This is a genomic window from Pseudoalteromonas sp. MER144-MNA-CIBAN-0113, from assembly GCF_040308965.1.
Classification (GTDB): Bacteria; Pseudomonadota; Gammaproteobacteria; order Enterobacterales; family Alteromonadaceae; genus Pseudoalteromonas; species Pseudoalteromonas tetraodonis.
This window is the reverse complement of record NZ_JBEOOG010000014.1, coordinates 23,052-39,329: the sequence shown is the minus strand read 5'-3', so window position 1 is coordinate 39,329 and position 16,278 is coordinate 23,052. Positions and strand designations below refer to the sequence as shown.

The window sequence follows — 16,278 nt, the reverse complement described above, 5'->3', positions numbered from 1 at the left end:
CACAAAAAAGGCGAACATCATTGTTCGCCTTTTGCATTGGACACCCTTACTCTTGAAAGTAAGTGCCCCAACCGTCGTATTCTACGTCGCATTCAACCGCAAGCTGTGCAAGCTTATCAACGTCTTCCATTATCACGTCAACATCCAATTCGGCTTCAACAACAATGTCAAAACTCCAAATCTTTTCGCCGTCTTCAAGCTCAAGTTCTGCTGGCTCTTCTACATCGTAACCTAGTTTAAACGCAGCCAATGCCGCTTGTTCTAACTTAGTAAAGTCTTCACATACAAAGTGGTGTTCTACTTCATAAAGAATTTCTGGATCGGAACCATCTTCAAGTAGTGAAGTTACGATGTCTTCACTTATTTCACGCCAGTTTTCCATTATTTCTCTCTCACTTGAGCATCTAATTCTGTTATTTTAGCAGCCATAATACTGTGCACACTTTTAGCATGTTCACGGGCACTGATACTGTTATCAAGTGCTATGGGGGCTAACATTTCAATGTAAATTGTACCATTATCCCAGCGATTTAGTTTAATGGTTTTATCGGTTGTGTTCATACATACTGGCACAACAGGCGCCTCTGCACTCATTGCGGTATGAAATGCACCGGTTTTAAAGGGGAGTAAACCACGACCATAACTACGCGTCCCCTCAGGGAACATCCACACCGATAAGCCTTTTTGTTTTATTTTAGCCGCTGCTTTTGAGATTGTGCCAGCAGCTTTTGAACGATTTGCTCTGTCGATTAAAATATTACCCGATAACCAATAAAGCTGACCAAAAAATGGGATCCATTTAAGACTTTTTTTGCCAACGCTCACACAATTTTTTGGTACCATGGCTGGAATAGTAAATAAATCGTAGCTATTTTGATGATTCGCTACATACACAGCAGGCCCTACCTTAAGCGCATCGGGATGATATTTTAGTTCTAATTTAACCCCAAGCATTTTAGTCATTGAGCCAAACCAACTTGCAATAACATGCACATTATTAGGATGAAATGGTCTAAATATTGATAACAACAAACCAAAAAAACAACTTAATAATATAAACAACAGCATTATTAAAATACGTATAACAGCTAGCAAGTGCGCCTCTCCAATATAACCACAATCATGTATTGTTTTATTATAACGTTATTTTGTTACGCAGACGAGAAAATAGCGCACAAGCGTGCGCTGAAATAAAACAGTCATAAAAAAACGGCTTACCTGAGTAAGCCGTTTTCTAATTTGATCTCAAGATTAACTTGGCTCTGCGTCTGAATTTGGCTCATCAACTTGTTGCGGTGTTAACTCTACCACAGCTTCATCAACGCGCTGTAAACCACGAGGTAACTTGTTCCCTCTGCGGCCTCGCTCGCCATGGTAATGCTCAAGGTCGCTTGGTTTAAGGGTCAGCTTACGCTTACCTGCATGCAGCGTTACACTGCTGCCTTGCGGCACAACAGCTAATACTTTTACAAACTCTTCGCGGGCTTGTACTTTCGCACCCGGAATAGAAATAATTTTATTACCCTTACCTTTACCTAACTTAGGTAGGTCACGCAGTGGGAATAACAACATCCGCCCTTCGTTAGAAATCGCCATACAGTAGTCAGTAGCCACGTCGTTAACGCGAATTGGCGAAAGTAACACACCACCTTTTGGCACACTCACTAACGCTTTACCGTTTTTGTTTTTGCTGACTAAATCTTTAAAGTCAGTAATAAAGCCATAACCGGCATCAGAAGCCATTAGCAATACTTGAGCGTCTTCACCCATAACTACGTGCTCAAAGCTTGCGCCTGAGGTTAGATTAAAGCGCCCTGTCATTGGCTCGCCTTGGCTTCTTGCAGAAGGAAGGCTGTGGGCATCGGTCGCAAATGCACGCCCAGCTGAATCTAAAAATACCGCAGGCTGATTACTTTTACCTCGCGCTGATGCTCTATAACCATCACCAGCTCGGTAATTTAATCCTTCTACATCTAAGTCATGACCCTTACCAACCCGTGCCCAACCTTTATCAGATAAAACAACAGTCACAGACTCTGAAGGGATTAAATCTTTTTCGCTCAGAGCTTTGGCTTCCACACGCTCAATAACAGGTGAGCGACGATCGTCGCCATACATTTCTGCGGCTTCTTGAATTTCTTTTTTAAGCAACGTCGACATGCGACGGTCTGAGCCCAATGTTTGCTCTAATTTGTCACGCTCTTTGGCTAATTCGTCTTGCTCACCACGAATTTTAAACTCTTCAAGTTTTGCCAAATGGCGAAGTTTTAATTCTAAAATGGCTTCCGCTTGAATATCAGTTAAATCAAAGCGCTCCATCAATATTGGTTTGGGCTTATCTTCAGAGCGGATAATTTCTATAACTTCATCAATATTTAAAAAGGCAGCCAGTAAACCTTCTAAAATATGTAATCGAGCCAGTACTTTATCAAGTCGATATTGCAAGCGACGACGTACTGTTTCGCGTCTAAAGGTTAACCATTCAGTTAAAATACTACGTAAATCTTTAACCTGTGGACGGCCATCTAAGCCCAGCATGTTTAAGTTTACGCGGTAATTTTTTTCAAGATCGGTGGTGGCAAATAAGTGCGCCATTAATGGCTCAGCTTTAATTCGGTTTGAACGCGGCACAATCACAATACGGGTTGGATTTTCGTGATCAGACTCATCACGTAAGTCAGCCACCATTGGTAACTTTTTAGCGTTCATTTGCGCTGCAATTTGCTCAAGTACTTTTGCACCCGAACATTGGTGCGGCAAAGCGGTAATGACGATATCGCCCTGCTCTTCACAATACACTGCACGCATTTTAATTGAGCCACGGCCGGTTTTATAAATTTTGTGAATATCAGCTTTAGGCGTAATTATTTCAGCATCGGTTGGGTAATCTGGCGCATGCACTAAACCCAGTAACTCTTCGAGCTCTGTTTTTGGCTTATCAAGTAATAAACAACAGGCACTGGCCACTTCACGCACATTATGCGGTGGTATATCGGTTGCCATACCCACAGCAATACCAGTTACCCCATTAAGTAATATATGCGGTAAGCGCGATGGCAACACTAAAGGCTCATCCATGGTGCCATCGAAGTTTGGCGTCCAATCAACGGTCCCTTGGCCTAATTCTTTGAGTAATACCTCAGAGAATTTAGATAAACGCGCTTCGGTATAACGCATTGCCGCAAATGACTTAGGATCATCAGCTGCACCCCAGTTACCTTGACCATCCACCAAGGGATAGCGATAAGAGAACGGCTGCGCCATAAGTACCATGGCTTCATAACAGGCACTATCACCGTGAGGATGGTATTTACCTAATACATCACCCACGGTACGGGCTGATTTTTTGTATTTAGCACTTGCCGATAACCCCAGTTCACTCATCGCATAAATAATACGACGCTGAACGGGTTTTAGGCCGTCACCAACGTGCGGTAAGGCACGATCCATGATCACGTACATTGAATAATTTAAATAGGCGTCTTCGGTAAAACGCCCCATTGTTTGCTGTTCAATTCCTTGCATTAGCAAGGTATCTGTATCACTCATTAAAGCTTACCTAGTTTTTCTTATAGCTTACGCGGTAAATTACGTTTGCGTAATCATCGCTTACCAATAGACTGCCATCATTTAATTGTGCAAATGCAACAGGGCGTCCAAATGTCGTTTCGTCTTGCATAAAGCCGGTGATCAGTGGCGTATACTTTGTTACCTTGGCATTTTCTATAGTTGCCACAGCCACTTTATAACCAACCTTTTTAGAGCGGTTCCATGAACCATGCTCAGCTACAAATAACTGTTGTTTATAGCTATCAGGGAACTGCTTGCCGGTATAAAAATGAATACCTAATGGCGCAACATGCGCACCTAATGCCAATGCAGGTTGAGTGTAGTCAGCAATCTTTTTGCCTTCACCAAACTCCGGATCAACAATAACGCCACCATGCACGTATGGAAAACCAAAATGTTCTTCTTCTTTAGTGATGCGGTTTAGCTCATCGGGTGGAATATCATCCCCCATCATGTCGCGGCCATTATCGCTAAACCATAGCATTTGCGTGCTAGGGTGAAAGTCAAAGCCTACAGTATTGCGCACACCTTTGGCTAAAGTGGTTATTTCTTTGGTGTCGGTGTTTAACGAAAAAATACGACCAAACCGAGGATCTTCTTCGCAAATATTACAGGGAACACCCACCGGAATAATCAGCTCGCCGTTTGGCGCAAAGCGTAAAAACTTCCAGCCATGGTGGCGCTCTGACGGTAAATCGCTATAAAACACTTCATACTCAGGGTTTTTGAGGTGCTTATCGATATTTTTAAAACGAATAATACGGTGCACTTCACCAACATATAAGTCACCGCCTTTAATTGCTAAACCCGAGGGCATATTCAGTCCCTCTGCAATCACTATTTTTTTATCTGCCACACCATCGCTGTTATGATCAATCAATGCATACACATTACCCGCATTACGCGACCCTGCATACACTATACCTCGGCTTGATACTGCAATTTGCCGAGCATTTTCAACATCATCAGCAAATAAGCTTATTTCAAACCCTGGGGCAGCCGTCAGCTTGTCGAGAATATTTTTCGCCATCACTGGCGATGACATAAAGCAGAGTAACAACAGTGTGCTAAATAGTCTTTTCATTTGCCTCTCCTGTAGCCCAAAGGCTTATCAAACTTGTGCTTTGTTACCGTGATCTTCAAGCCATTGGCGGCGATCTGATGATCGCTTTTTAGCAAGTAACATATCCATCATTTCCATTGTTTGTTCTTCTTCATCAAGTGTTAGCTGCACTAAACGACGGGTATTTGGATCCATGGTTGTTTCACGCAATTGTAGCGGGTTCATTTCACCCAAGCCTTTAAAGCGTTGCACGTTTACCTTACCGCGTTTTTTCTCTGCTTCTATACGCGCTAAAATGCCCGTTTTTTCATCTTCATCAAGCGCGTAATAAACATCTTTACCAATATCAATTCTAAACAGCGGTGGCATAGCAACATACACATGCCCAGTTTTTACCAATTGTGGGAAGTGGCGCACAAATAAGGCACACAATAAAGTGGCAATGTGCAGTCCATCCGAGTCAGCATCCGCTAATATACATATTTTATTGTAACGCAGCCCTGATAAATCACTTGAATCGGGGTCAATACCCAATGCCACTGAAATATCATGCACTTCTTGAGAGGCCAAAATTTGCCCTGATTCTACTTCCCAAGTATTTAAAATTTTACCTCTTAGTGGCATAATTGCTTGGAACTCACGATCTCGCGCTTGTTTAGCTGAGCCACCCGCTGAATCACCCTCTACTAAAAACAATTCTGTGCGGTCATTATCAGCAGCACTACAATCGGTCAGTTTGCCTGGTAATGCAGGGCCTGAAGTAACACGTTTACGAACTACTTTTTTAGCCGCGCGTAAGCGACGCTGTGCATTTGAAATACATAATTCAGAAAGTAACTCTGCGGTGTCAGTGTGCTCATTTAGCCATAAGCTAAAGGCATCTTTTACGACACCCGATACAAACGCAGCACATGAACGTGATGAGAGTTTTTCTTTGGTTTGCCCTGCAAATTGTGGGTCTTGCATTTTTACCGACAATACATAACTACAACGTTCCCAAATATCATCTGGGGTGAGCTTTACACCACGTGGTAATAAGTTTCTAAATTCACAAAATTCACGCATCGCCTCTAAAAGCCCTTGGCGCAGGCCATTTACGTGGGTGCCACCTTGTGCGGTAGGAATTAAGTTTACATAACTTTCGGCTGTTGACTCACCGCCTTCAGGCATCCATACAACGGCCCAATCAGCGCCTTCAATAGAACTTGAAAACTCACCTACAAATGGGTCTTTAGGCAGTATCTCATAGCCTTTAACTGCTTCTACTAAGTAATCTTTTAAGCCGGTTTCATAAAACCACTCTTGGGTTTCTTTCGTTTGTTTATTTACAAACTTAATACGCAAACCTGGGCATAGTACCGCTTTGGCTTTTAATAAATGATTAAGCTTAGTCAGTGAAAAGTTAGCAGAATCAAAATAGCTGGTATCTGGCCAAAAGCGCACGGTAGTACCGGTATTGCGTTTACCCACTGAGCCAATAACATTTAAATCTTCAACTTTATCGCCATGCTCAAAAGCCATTCTAAATTGCTGTGCGTCACGGCGAACCGTTACTTCCACGCGGGTAGATAGCGCATTAACGACCGAGATACCTACCCCATGCAAACCACCAGAGAACTGGTAATTTTTATTTGAAAATTTACCACCTGCGTGTAATTTGGTGAATATTAGTTCAACCCCAGGAATACCTTCTTCAGGGTGAATATCTATCGGCATCCCCCGACCATCATCGCTCACTTCAAGTGAGTTATCTTCATGCAAAATGACATCAATACGCGTCGCATGCCCGGCCATTGCTTCATCAACACTGTTATCAATAACCTCTTGGCCTAAATGATTGGGGCGCGATGTGTCTGTATACATGCCTGGGCGGCGTTTTACCGGCTCTAATCCATTAAGTACTTCAATAGCTTCGGCGTTATAATTTTGTTGAGTCATAGTTTTTATCTTTATATACGCTAATATCTGATTTTAAGAAAATCGACAATGCTTGAAAAAGCTCGCTCAAAGCCATTAAAGCTATGATCGCCGCCAAATTCAATTAACTGTTTACATTGTGAGTAATACTTTATTGCGTGCTGAAAATTTAACACTTCATCCCCTGTTTGCTGTAATAAATACAACAGTTCAGGGTGTTTTAACTCTGTCACCGTTAATGCTTTTAACGCATCTATATGACGAGATTGTAATTGGTAATTATAATCTTGATACGGATTATAATTAGGCCCAAGTATAGGCTCTAATAATGTATATGGGGCAACGGCAGGATTAATTACCACCGCAGGAATTTGATAACGCTGCGATAAATACGTGGCAAAAAAACCACCTAACGAGCTGCCCAATAATACGGTATTCGGTGTTAATAGTTGTTCAAGCGCTATAATCGCCTCTATAGGTTCATGATTTAAGCGTGGCACACAATAATCAACATCATAGTGTGCCATAAGCTCACCAAAGCGCACAGCTTTATATGATTTTTCAGAGCTATTAAAACCGTGAATATAGATTACTCGTTTAACCATACCACGTCCGTGCGTATATGCACCTTTTGTTGCTCAGCATTTAAGTGCAGCATACGATAAGCCGCCCCTTTATCTTCTTGCTGCCAAGTAGCACTGTGCTTTGTAAACTGCACGGAACTGGCCGGTGTCGCGTAAATATCAAGCTCTCTAAATTGCTGTTGGTAGTCATTGTGAACATGCCCATGAAACAGCGCATCAACGCAGCCATTATTAACTAATAAATTTAATAGCTGCGGCCCATTTTCTAGTATGTGTTTATCTAGGTAGCCATTAATAGGCAATGGGTTATGATGGCAAAATACAATATGACGATTATCTGAATCGACTAAACACGCCATAATTTCCTCTAAATGCGAGGGCGTCACCCACCCAGCAGGGGTATTTCCTTTAGAATTAAGTAATAAAAGCTCAAACCCTTGGGCCACAATATGTTTAGCGCGTTGTATTTGCCCGCCACTAATTAAATTGAGCTGATCAATTTCATCATGATTGCCGGGAACCCAAAATACGGGGCAATCAAGGTCACTATTATGAATCAGTTCAGCAAATAATAAATAGGAATTAAAGCTGTGATCTTGGGTTAAATCGCCACCAAATATCAAGGCATCAGGCTGCTGTTTTGCTATATCTGTAAGTGCCCTAGTAAAATGTTCTGCGGTGTTAACCCCAAAATACTCGCCCTGCTTATCGCTAAAAAGGTGACAATCCGTTATATGGGCTATACGAAGCTGGGCTTGCTCAAAATAATACGTATCATCAAACCAAGCCATTATTTACATCCCAATTAAGTGTTGATTGACCTCGCTCTACACAGGCAACCAACCAATCATATAAAAAAGCATTCAACTGATACTTTTCATCTTTTTGATGCATCTTAGGATTAGGGTAGCCATAGGAAGGTTTGATTCGTTGGTGGTAATCATGATGGACAATTTCGGCTACTTTAGCATCATTATATAAGCGCACTGTTAAATACAAAGGCGAAATACCACGTACCATTCCTGATAACTGTTTAATAGATACATCAAGGGTGTACTTGGCATTGTCATCTATGTTGATGGCAAATTCACTGTGGCCCAGTTTGATTTCTCTAACACTGCCAATCGCTCGTTCACGAGGTAGTAATTTTAAAAGGCGTACGTAATTATGCTCACAAAGTGTTAAATACTTTGGAAGGCTTTGAATGTATCGATTAGTGGTTAAAAGTGCTGTCAAAATACCGCCATTACTATTAAAAAATTAAAAACTATGCCCACTTCTTACGTATTCTGTCGCGATTTAGTGCTAACCATTGCAAGCAAATTACCGTAGCCGCATTATCTATTTCACCACTATTAAGTCGCTGTAGTGCTTCGTCTACGTGCATAATATGGGTTTTAATATCTTCACCTTCGGTGTCTAAGCCGTATATACCAGTAGTCATTTGGCTTAAATCGGCGTGAGCTAAATATAAATATAAACGCTCTGTAGTACCGCCGGGGCTTGAAAGGTAAGACAACATAAATTCAAGCTCTGTTAAATTAAGCCCAGCTTCTTCGTACGCTTCTTTCTTTACGACCGATTCATAATCGTCACTGCCGTCAGTCATTCCAGCAATACATTCTAGTAGCCAAGGTGAATGTTTGCTTTTAATAGCCCCTATACGTATTTGTTCTATTAAAAGCACAGTGTCTGATATGGGGTCGTAAGGCAACACAGCAATGGCGTCTCCACGCTCTAAAATCTCGCGACTAATAAGTTCTGATTTACCGCCCGCAAACAAGGCATGTTCAAACTGATACAAATCAACCTGAAAAAAGCCTTTATACAAATTTTTGACCGGCTTTACGCTGACATCTTTATGCGTAAACTGAACAAGTTTTTTATCTGGCACGTAAGCATCCTCTACTTATTAAAAACTTTGAAGTACGTTAATATATTCTGTTACATTTCGACGCACTGTTTTACTCTTTTTATTTTTAGTTATTACGTAAAACAGGTTACCATGGTTTTAGTATAAAAATTGTCTAAGGACCGAACAACATATGAAAAAGAACATTCTTGCGGCGCTAGTTAGTTTATCATGCGCATTAGGCACAACAGCAGCAAGCGCTGAAGATTTACTACAAGTTTTTGAAATTGCAACGGCCAACGATCCTACCGTTTTAAAAGCAAAAGCCCAAGCAGACGCACAATCTTACCAAGCAGATACTGCAATGGCTGCATTATTGCCGCAAATTGGTTTAACAATGGGTTATACAAAAAGTGACTCAACCTCTTTTCAAAGTGTGACGGACCTGACAAGCCAAGTTAAAGTCGAAAGCGACTCTGATCAGTTCACCCGTGGTCTTAGCTTAAGCCAAACTTTATTTGATTTAGGCGCATGGAACTCATTAGACATTGCAGACAAACAAGCGTTGCAAGCAAATGCTCAATACGACTCGGCGAAACAAAACTTAATTGTTCGTGTTGCGGAAGGCTACTTTAACGTTTTAAGTGCGATTGATAACCTTGAATTTATTAAAACGGAAAAACGCGCCATCGAACGCCAGCTTGAACAAACTAAACAACGTTACGCTGTTGGTTTAACGGCAATTACCGATGTACACGAAGCACAAGCACAGTTTGACAACTCTGTTGCACAAGAAATTATTGCTAATAACTCAGTAGAAACAGCGCGTGAGCAACTACGAGAAATTACGGGTAAATATCACGCTAAGTTAGACTTTTTAAATACAGAGACATTTTCTACAACTAAGCCAGCTCGAGACTCTAGCGACTTTTTAAATATTGCTAAAGATAAAAATATTAGCTTGCAAGTTGCTAAAGTAACCGTAGATATAGCGCAAGATCAAATTAAACTGGCAAGAGCGGGTCACTATCCAAAGCTAACCCTAAGTGCAAGTTATGGCGACTCTTTAACAGATACAGATATAAATGGTACAAGCCTAACTAGACAACCTCGTGCAGACTCAACCTCAGTAGGCCTTAACTTTAGCCTGCCTTTATACTCTGGAGGTGCAACAGTTGCAGCTACTGATCAAGCACGTGCATTTTACGTTGCAGCTAGCCAAGATTACGAAGCCAATTACCGCGCAATTACCCGCACGGTTATTACCTCTTATAATCAAGTGGTATCTGATATTGCGACCTATAAAGCGCTTGAACAAGCAGTTATTTCAGCACAAAGCGCATTAAAAGCCACGGAAGCGGGTTTTGAAGTGGGTACACGTACCATTGTTGATGTGCTCGTCAGTACGCAAAACTTATACAATGCAAAGCGTAATCTTGCTGATGTGCGTTATCGCTATGTTATGTCAACGCTTCGTCTAAAACAAGCAACAGGCACATTAAGCCGCGAAGACTTAGTGGGTATAAACCAAGGGTTAAACACGGTTAACTAAACACTATATTTCATTATATAACCACTAAAGCCAGCTTTTTGCTGGCTTTTTGTATTTTTGGGCGCATAGCGTTAAACTAGGGTCTGTTGACCTTTCAAGGTTAAATTTGCAGCAGCCTGTTTGGTATTTAGGCAAGGCAGAGTCTATGTGGTGTGGTTATTCCCCATAAATAGGCGATAACGTAGCATCAATGCCAAACAGGCGCTGCCTGAAGGGTTCTGCCTAGGGACAATTAACTCTTTGTTGCTCGGTTTTTACTTAGCCCACTAGGTTACAAACCTCGCGCCGCGATTAAATTGTCCCTAGTTTGAACAAATATTAATCCGCAAAGGTCACCAGACCCTAGCCTTTTATTTTTAGAGAAATTTTTGTGGTCAACTCATCCCCTTTTAAAGCCTCTTTTTTAGGTCCTCGTTATTGGCTAACTTGGATTGGTGTCTTATTTTTATATCTCATTTCATGGTTACCACAAAAAATACAATTAGCTATGGGTAAGCAGCTAGGACGCTTGGTTCATAAATATATGAAGCGCAGAAGGCATATTGCTGAAGTTAATATTAAACACTGTTTCCCCACGATGAGCGAAGCCGAGCAACAACAGCTGGTACTTAAAAATATGGAAAATACCGGTATTGCTATGGTTGAAACCGGTATGGCTTGGTGGTGGCCACAATGGCGGGTCAAAAAAGTATTGGGATCAATAAAAGGGCTTGAGCACTTTGAGCGCGTACAACAATCAGGAAAAAGCGTTTTATTACTTGTTCCACATATACTTCACCTTGAAATGACAAGTCGTGTAATGGGTTTGAAGTGCCAAGGTATTGGCTTTTACCGCCCACATAATAATCCGCTTATGGAATACTTTACTACCAATGGGCGTCTTCGCTCTAACGAGTACATGGTTGGAAAAAAAGACGTAAAAGGATTATTAAAATCATTAAAAAATAAAAAACTGTGTTATTACTTACCCGATCAGGATTATGGCCGTAACCGCTGTGAGTTTGTGCCTTTTTACGCAGTACCCGATACAGCAACCACCACTGGTACACTAATGTTTGCAGGTAGTAAAAACTGCGAAACAATGAGCTTAATTGCTTATAGGGATAACAACGGAAAGTACCACTTAGAAATCGTGCCTGAGCTTGAAAACTTCCCGAGCGGCGATGATAAAGCCGATGTAACACGTGTTAATCAGCGCATGGAACAATCAATAAATGCCGCCCCTGAACAATATATGTGGTTGCATAGACGCTTTAAAACACGACCCGATAAAGACGCCCCCTCTTTTTATTAAAGATGGGTTATTAAAATAACAAAGATGAGTAACAGCCATGTGGTTTTGGATTAGATATATACTTTTAGCTTTATTGTTAATTGGTGCAGCTATTTACTTTCTACTAAATGGTTCGTCGTCACTTAATTATCAACAAACCACTAACGCTGCGGCTGAAGGGTTATCGCGGTTTTATGCATCAATCCGAGATAGAATTTCTGTCAATAAAGACAATGACAAATTTGTCATTGAACTCGAAAAACCCGATCTTAGCCTCGACAGAGCGCTAAACCAACGCTCTTTTGTAGTAGAGCCTATGCCTTTAAATTGGAGTGGAGAAGTAGGCCCGCGTCGCTTTCAACGTGACTCAACCTTGCGTACTGTACTGACCCAATATGCTAATAACGAAGGTATTACTTTAATGTGGTACTTAGACAAAGATTACGTAATAAAAGATCACTTTCGTATAGATAGCAGTTTTAACTCCGCTTTATACCGCGTTAGCCGCTCTATTAATGATGACTTTTCAAATGAAGTGTATGCGTTTTTCTGCCCTAAACAACGTGCAGCGGTGATTACCGAGCTACCGTCTGAATTTGTACGCTCAAACTGTTTAAAGCTAAGCAATTAACTACATTCGGTTTAATTTTGTTGATATGCGCTCAAATATTGCTGAGCGCATAACATTAAATTGCTCAATCTAGCCCAAATATTGCCTTCCAAACCGTGCTAACATTATTGATATTTTCACTAAACTCTTCGCGTTTAACGCAGCGACCTTGCTGGTCTAAGCTCAACACATGATAGCGTGAGCGATAGTCTATATACGCTTGAATAAGCTGCTTTTTTTGAATATCGCTGATACAGCCAATTTTAGCCGCGTCCGTTAAAATTCTCACATTGTCAGAATTATCGCATAAGTGGGTAAACTCATGGGCATGTTTTAATACCAAGTATTGCGTTATAAACTCAATATCGGTCATGGCACCCACATCTTGTTTTAAGTCAAATTGCTGCGCATTGCCTTTAGCCAAATGGCCACGCATTTTTTCGCGCATTTTAATCACGTCTGCTTTTAAAGTATCTTCATCACGTTGTTGGCACAATATCTCGGCGCGAATTTGTGCAAATCGTGTTACTAATTCAGCTTGACCTAAAATCAGCCTCGCTCTAACCAGCGCTTGGTGCTCCCATGTCCATGCTTGCGTTTGCTGATAATGATTAAAGCTTTCTAGATTAATAGCTAATAGCCCTGATGCACCTTCTGGACGCAGACGAGTATCTAACTCATATAAAATACCTGAGGCGGTACGGGTATTAAATAAATGCATTAATCGTTGTGCGAGTTTTAAATAAAACTGTCTTGAGTCAATCGCTTTATCACCATTAGTGTAGCTTGTACCATCATGGTTATGCACAAAGACTAAATCGAGATCAGAGTCATAACCCACCTCAAAACCGCCAGTTTTACCATACGCAATAACCGCAAACCCCTTGTTTTCATCATCGGTATTAGGTGGCATACCAAAGCGTTTTACGCAGTGGTACCACGCAATATTTACAGCCTGATCGACTATCGCTTCAGCCAATGCTGTTAAGTGATCGCTTACTTTCATTACATCAATAACGCCCGTCGCATCAGCTGCGGCAATGCGTAATTGATGGGTTTGCTTAAACTGACGCAGCGCTTCCATTTGCTGCTCTAAATCGTCATGTTCAATGCGTAAAAAATACTGCCTTATTTCATCTTTATACGCAGTTAATGGGGTTGGCTTGTAAAGCACTGCTGGGTCGATAAGTTCATCGAGCAAAATGGGGTATAATGAAATATGCTCGCCAATCCATTTACTGTGACAACAAAGTAAAACCAATTGTTTTAGCGTTCCTGGATTTTCATACAGCAACTCTAGATAAGCGGTGCGCGAAATAATTTTATTTAATATTTGGCATACCGTTGCAAAGGCGCTAGCACTGGCATTAAAGTCGTTTAACTGTTTAAGTAATGCCGGCATTAATTTATCAAGAATATCGCGCCCACGATTGCCTACTTTAGCTTTAGAAAGTCGTTGTTTAAAGTCGTATAATGGTGTTTGCCACTCATCTCTGGGCTCATTTAAAAAGCTAACATCGCCGTGATCCCAAGCACTAATAAACGCCCCTTCACAGGTATCAAGTGGTTCAGTTTCTTCGCCTATAACCTGTGTAAATTCGTTATGTATTTGGCTCATCACATGATCTATTTTAACAAGCGTTGCCGCAAAATCTGCCTGAGCGAGCAACACATTGAGTCGCTGTTGATTGAGCTCATCCTCGGGCAGTGTTTGTGTTTGTTGATCATCAAATATTTGTAGGTATTGCTCTACTTTGCGTAAATATAAGTAATTGCTTTTTAAATCTTTAGCTTCAAGCTCATCAATAACTTGGCTAACTGTTAGCTCTTTTAATGCAATTAGTAAAGATTGCGTTTGTAAGTTGGCCTCTCTGCCGCCTCGCACCATTTGCAAAGCCTGAACAATAAACTCCACTTCGCGAATGCCACCACCACCTAACTTAATATTATTGGTTAAGCGCTTACGACGCACCTCTTGGGCAATCATAAGCTTCATTTTTCTTAGTGACTCAATAACCGAAAAATCAATATAACGGCGATACACAAAAGGCTTTAATAACGTATTAAATTCTTCCCAATAAATGTTAGGCGTGCCAATTAAGCGCCCTTTTAACATCGCGTAACGTTCCCAATCACGCCCTTGTTCTTGGTAATAATCTTCAATCGCGTTAAAGCTCATCACCAATGGGCCACTTTCACCAAATGGTCGCAAACGCATATCTACGCGAAAAACTTGGCCATCGACCGTACATTGATTAAGCGCTGTGATCAGCTTTTGCGCGACCTTGGTATAAAAAACGGATGCCTCTAGTGAGCGACGCCCTCCTTGGGTTTTAACATTGCGAGGATATGCAAAAATAAGGTCAATATCTGACGAGTAATTGAGTTCTTGTCCGCCTAGTTTACCCATTCCTAATACCATTAATGGTAATGGGTTATTGTGCTCATCTAATGGCTCACCATTGGTTTTCGCGACATTTTTATAGGCCCATTGATTAGCACTGTCGATCAGTTTATTAGCAAGTTCACTAATGTATTTAATACTATTTTCAATTGGGTTTTTGCAGCATAAATCTAAAAAAGCCACTTTTAACCAGTATTTTTCTCGGTATTGGCGCAGTAACTTATGGCATTCACTCTCTTCTATTTTAGTTATATCAAGCTGTGCAAAAGGGTCTAAAATTTCTCTATTTTTAATTTCGTGCTCACACAGCAACCAAGACAGTAGCGTAGGTTGAGAGCTTAAACTGCGCCAAGCAAAATCACTTAACGCTAATAACCGCACTATCTGCTGCTGGTTTTTCTGCTCTGGGTACAGCGCTGCAAAGCGTGTTTCACCGAGTTTTTGTAATTCAATAGGAAGCTGCGTGTCGTTACTCATCAATACCCTCTTTTATCTCACCAATAACCATACTAGAATGGTTAAAAACCTATCAAGGTAAATCTATTTAGGAACACCATGTCATATTTGTCATTATCTAACACTAGTTTAGTTGCGATTGCTATTAGTTTTGTGGTTATTTGTATCATCATCATCAGTTTAAGAATTGTTACTCAAATAAAAGCAAAACAAGCACTTAAAGAAGAATTGGCGCAGCATGATAACTTTGCAATGGGGATTAGTTTTGCCTCTGAAATATCTGTTGTTATAGCAACCATGGCGTTTTTATTTGATGAAATAAGTATTAGCACCGCACAATCAAATCCATTAAAAGTGATTTTGTTAATTGTGCTGCTATTTTCATTTATTAAAATGGGGCATTTAATCCACCGTAAATGGATATTGCGCCGCTTTAATGAAGAAGCCGCAATACTAAAGCAAAATGTCTGCGCAGCACTGGTTGACTCGGGGATGCTTATTGCCAATTGTATTTTAGCGCTGGGTTTATATACATGGACACACACTCAGGGGTTTAGTAATTTATTAATTGCCTCAGTGAGCTTTTTTGTGTTGCAGGGAATGTTTGCTTTGGACAGTAAAATACGTGAAAACCGCTTCGCTAAAGCAAATCAAGGCGCCTCATTGCAAAGTAATTTTGGCTTAGAAAATACCTCTATTGGTATTCGCTATGCGGGTAAGTCAATTGGATTAGCACTTGCGGCGTATGCTGGTTTATCTAGTGCGGCATTTCAAAATGGTAAAATGGTAGAAAACTTATTTACCTTGGTAATGCATTGCGGTGTGATGTGGCTGTTACTATACTGTTTAACGTATATTATAAAAATTATCTCAATGCCTAATATCGACACCGCACTTGAAGTCGATCATCAAGATAATATTGGCATTGCGTGTATTGAATTTGCTGTATTTTGTGCTATTGGTTACTTACTTATAAGTATGTTTTCAATTTAGTACC

14 protein-coding genes are annotated in these 16,278 nt (G+C 40.9%); 4 read left to right on the top strand and 10 right to left on the bottom strand.

The features are described from left to right. Window positions 1-46: 46 nt before the first annotated feature. The 9 genes from rraB to AAEY57_RS05565 all read right to left on the bottom strand — a co-directional run bounded on the left by rraB (window position 47) and on the right by AAEY57_RS05565 (window position 9,028). The gene (rraB, locus tag AAEY57_RS05605) at window positions 47-382 is read right to left on the bottom strand and encodes a ribonuclease E inhibitor RraB (protein ID WP_008110603.1); all 336 of its coding nucleotides are present in this window, start codon (window positions 380-382) and stop codon (window positions 47-49) included. Beyond that, entirely contained in the window at window positions 382-1,095 is a 714-nt protein-coding gene (locus AAEY57_RS05600; protein ID WP_008110601.1) for a 1-acylglycerol-3-phosphate O-acyltransferase, read from the bottom strand. Before AAEY57_RS05600 ends, rraB begins: the two co-directional genes overlap by 1 nt. 156 nt (window positions 1,096-1,251) lie before the next feature. Then, complete coding sequence (gene parC / locus AAEY57_RS05595) at window positions 1,252-3,549, bottom strand: DNA topoisomerase IV subunit A (RefSeq protein ID WP_008110598.1); 2,298 nt, start codon at window positions 3,547-3,549, stop codon at window positions 1,252-1,254. A gap of 10 nt (window positions 3,550-3,559) precedes the next feature. After that, a complete protein-coding gene (locus AAEY57_RS05590; RefSeq protein WP_008110596.1) occupies window positions 3,560-4,654 on the bottom strand; it encodes a PQQ-dependent sugar dehydrogenase in 1,095 nt (364 codons plus the stop codon). A 27-nt stretch (window positions 4,655-4,681) separates the two neighbouring features. After that, a complete protein-coding gene (gene parE, locus AAEY57_RS05585; RefSeq protein ID WP_013465836.1) occupies window positions 4,682-6,571 on the bottom strand; it encodes a DNA topoisomerase IV subunit B in 1,890 nt (629 codons plus the stop codon). 20 nt (window positions 6,572-6,591) lie between these two features. Beyond that, a complete protein-coding gene (locus AAEY57_RS05580; protein WP_008110593.1) occupies window positions 6,592-7,155 on the bottom strand; it encodes a YqiA/YcfP family alpha/beta fold hydrolase in 564 nt (187 codons plus the stop codon). After that, on the bottom strand, window positions 7,140-7,925 hold the full coding sequence (locus AAEY57_RS05575) for a metallophosphoesterase (RefSeq protein ID WP_008110590.1): 786 nt from the start codon (window positions 7,923-7,925) through the stop codon (window positions 7,140-7,142). The genes AAEY57_RS05580 and AAEY57_RS05575 overlap by 16 nt, the downstream gene beginning before the upstream one ends. After that, a complete protein-coding gene (locus tag AAEY57_RS05570; RefSeq protein WP_008467737.1) occupies window positions 7,912-8,370 on the bottom strand; it encodes a DUF1249 domain-containing protein in 459 nt (152 codons plus the stop codon). Before AAEY57_RS05570 ends, AAEY57_RS05575 begins: the two co-directional genes overlap by 14 nt. Window positions 8,371-8,401: 31 nt before the next feature. Next, entirely contained in the window at window positions 8,402-9,028 is a 627-nt protein-coding gene (locus tag AAEY57_RS05565) for an NUDIX domain-containing protein (protein WP_138765114.1), read from the bottom strand. A gap of 151 nt (window positions 9,029-9,179) precedes the next feature. On the opposite strand from AAEY57_RS05565, the gene tolC reads away from it, so the two are divergent. The 3 genes from tolC (at window position 9,180) to AAEY57_RS05550 (ending at window position 12,442) form a co-directional block, all read left to right on the top strand. Next, entirely contained in the window at window positions 9,180-10,538 is a 1,359-nt protein-coding gene (gene tolC / locus AAEY57_RS05560; RefSeq protein ID WP_138765115.1) for an outer membrane channel protein TolC, read from the top strand. Between the two features lie 370 nt (window positions 10,539-10,908). Beyond that, window positions 10,909-11,832 carry an LpxL/LpxP family Kdo(2)-lipid IV(A) lauroyl/palmitoleoyl acyltransferase gene (lpxL, locus tag AAEY57_RS05555; RefSeq protein ID WP_350606822.1) on the top strand — a complete coding sequence of 308 codons (924 nt, stop codon included), beginning with the start codon at window positions 10,909-10,911 and terminating at the stop codon, window positions 11,830-11,832. A gap of 37 nt (window positions 11,833-11,869) precedes the next feature. Next, window positions 11,870-12,442 (top strand): toxin co-regulated pilus biosynthesis Q family protein, encoded by a 573-nt coding sequence (locus AAEY57_RS05550; protein ID WP_016900582.1) that lies wholly within the window; start codon window positions 11,870-11,872, stop codon window positions 12,440-12,442. Between the two features lie 64 nt (window positions 12,443-12,506). Here the strand turns inward: AAEY57_RS05550 and glnE are convergent, their stop codons facing one another. Then, entirely contained in the window at window positions 12,507-15,302 is a 2,796-nt protein-coding gene (glnE, locus tag AAEY57_RS05545) for a bifunctional [glutamate--ammonia ligase]-adenylyl-L-tyrosine phosphorylase/[glutamate--ammonia-ligase] adenylyltransferase (protein ID WP_024600814.1), read from the bottom strand. 78 nt (window positions 15,303-15,380) lie between these two features. On the opposite strand from glnE, the gene AAEY57_RS05540 reads away from it, so the two are divergent. Continuing rightward, entirely contained in the window at window positions 15,381-16,274 is an 894-nt protein-coding gene (locus tag AAEY57_RS05540) for a DUF350 domain-containing protein (RefSeq protein ID WP_024600815.1), read from the top strand. Window positions 16,275-16,278 lie beyond the last annotated feature (4 nt).

Coding starts and splice junctions, on each gene's coding strand:
- AAEY57_RS05580 (WP_008110593.1), bottom strand. CDS start 7,155: ATGGTTAAACGAGTAATCTATATTCACGGTTTTAATAGCTCTGAAAAA.
- rraB (WP_008110603.1), bottom strand. CDS start 382: ATGGAAAACTGGCGTGAAATAAGTGAAGACATCGTAACTTCACTACTT.
- AAEY57_RS05575 (WP_008110590.1), bottom strand. CDS start 7,925: ATGGCTTGGTTTGATGATACGTATTATTTTGAGCAAGCCCAGCTTCGT.
- AAEY57_RS05550 (WP_016900582.1), top strand. CDS start 11,870: ATGTGGTTTTGGATTAGATATATACTTTTAGCTTTATTGTTAATTGGT.
- AAEY57_RS05540 (WP_024600815.1), top strand. CDS start 15,381: ATGTCATATTTGTCATTATCTAACACTAGTTTAGTTGCGATTGCTATT.
- parC (WP_008110598.1), bottom strand. CDS start 3,549: ATGAGTGATACAGATACCTTGCTAATGCAAGGAATTGAACAGCAAACA.
- tolC (WP_138765115.1), top strand. CDS start 9,180: ATGAAAAAGAACATTCTTGCGGCGCTAGTTAGTTTATCATGCGCATTA.
- glnE (WP_024600814.1), bottom strand. CDS start 15,302: ATGAGTAACGACACGCAGCTTCCTATTGAATTACAAAAACTCGGTGAA.
- parE (WP_013465836.1), bottom strand. CDS start 6,571: ATGACTCAACAAAATTATAACGCCGAAGCTATTGAAGTACTTAATGGA.
- AAEY57_RS05590 (WP_008110596.1), bottom strand. CDS start 4,654: ATGAAAAGACTATTTAGCACACTGTTGTTACTCTGCTTTATGTCATCG.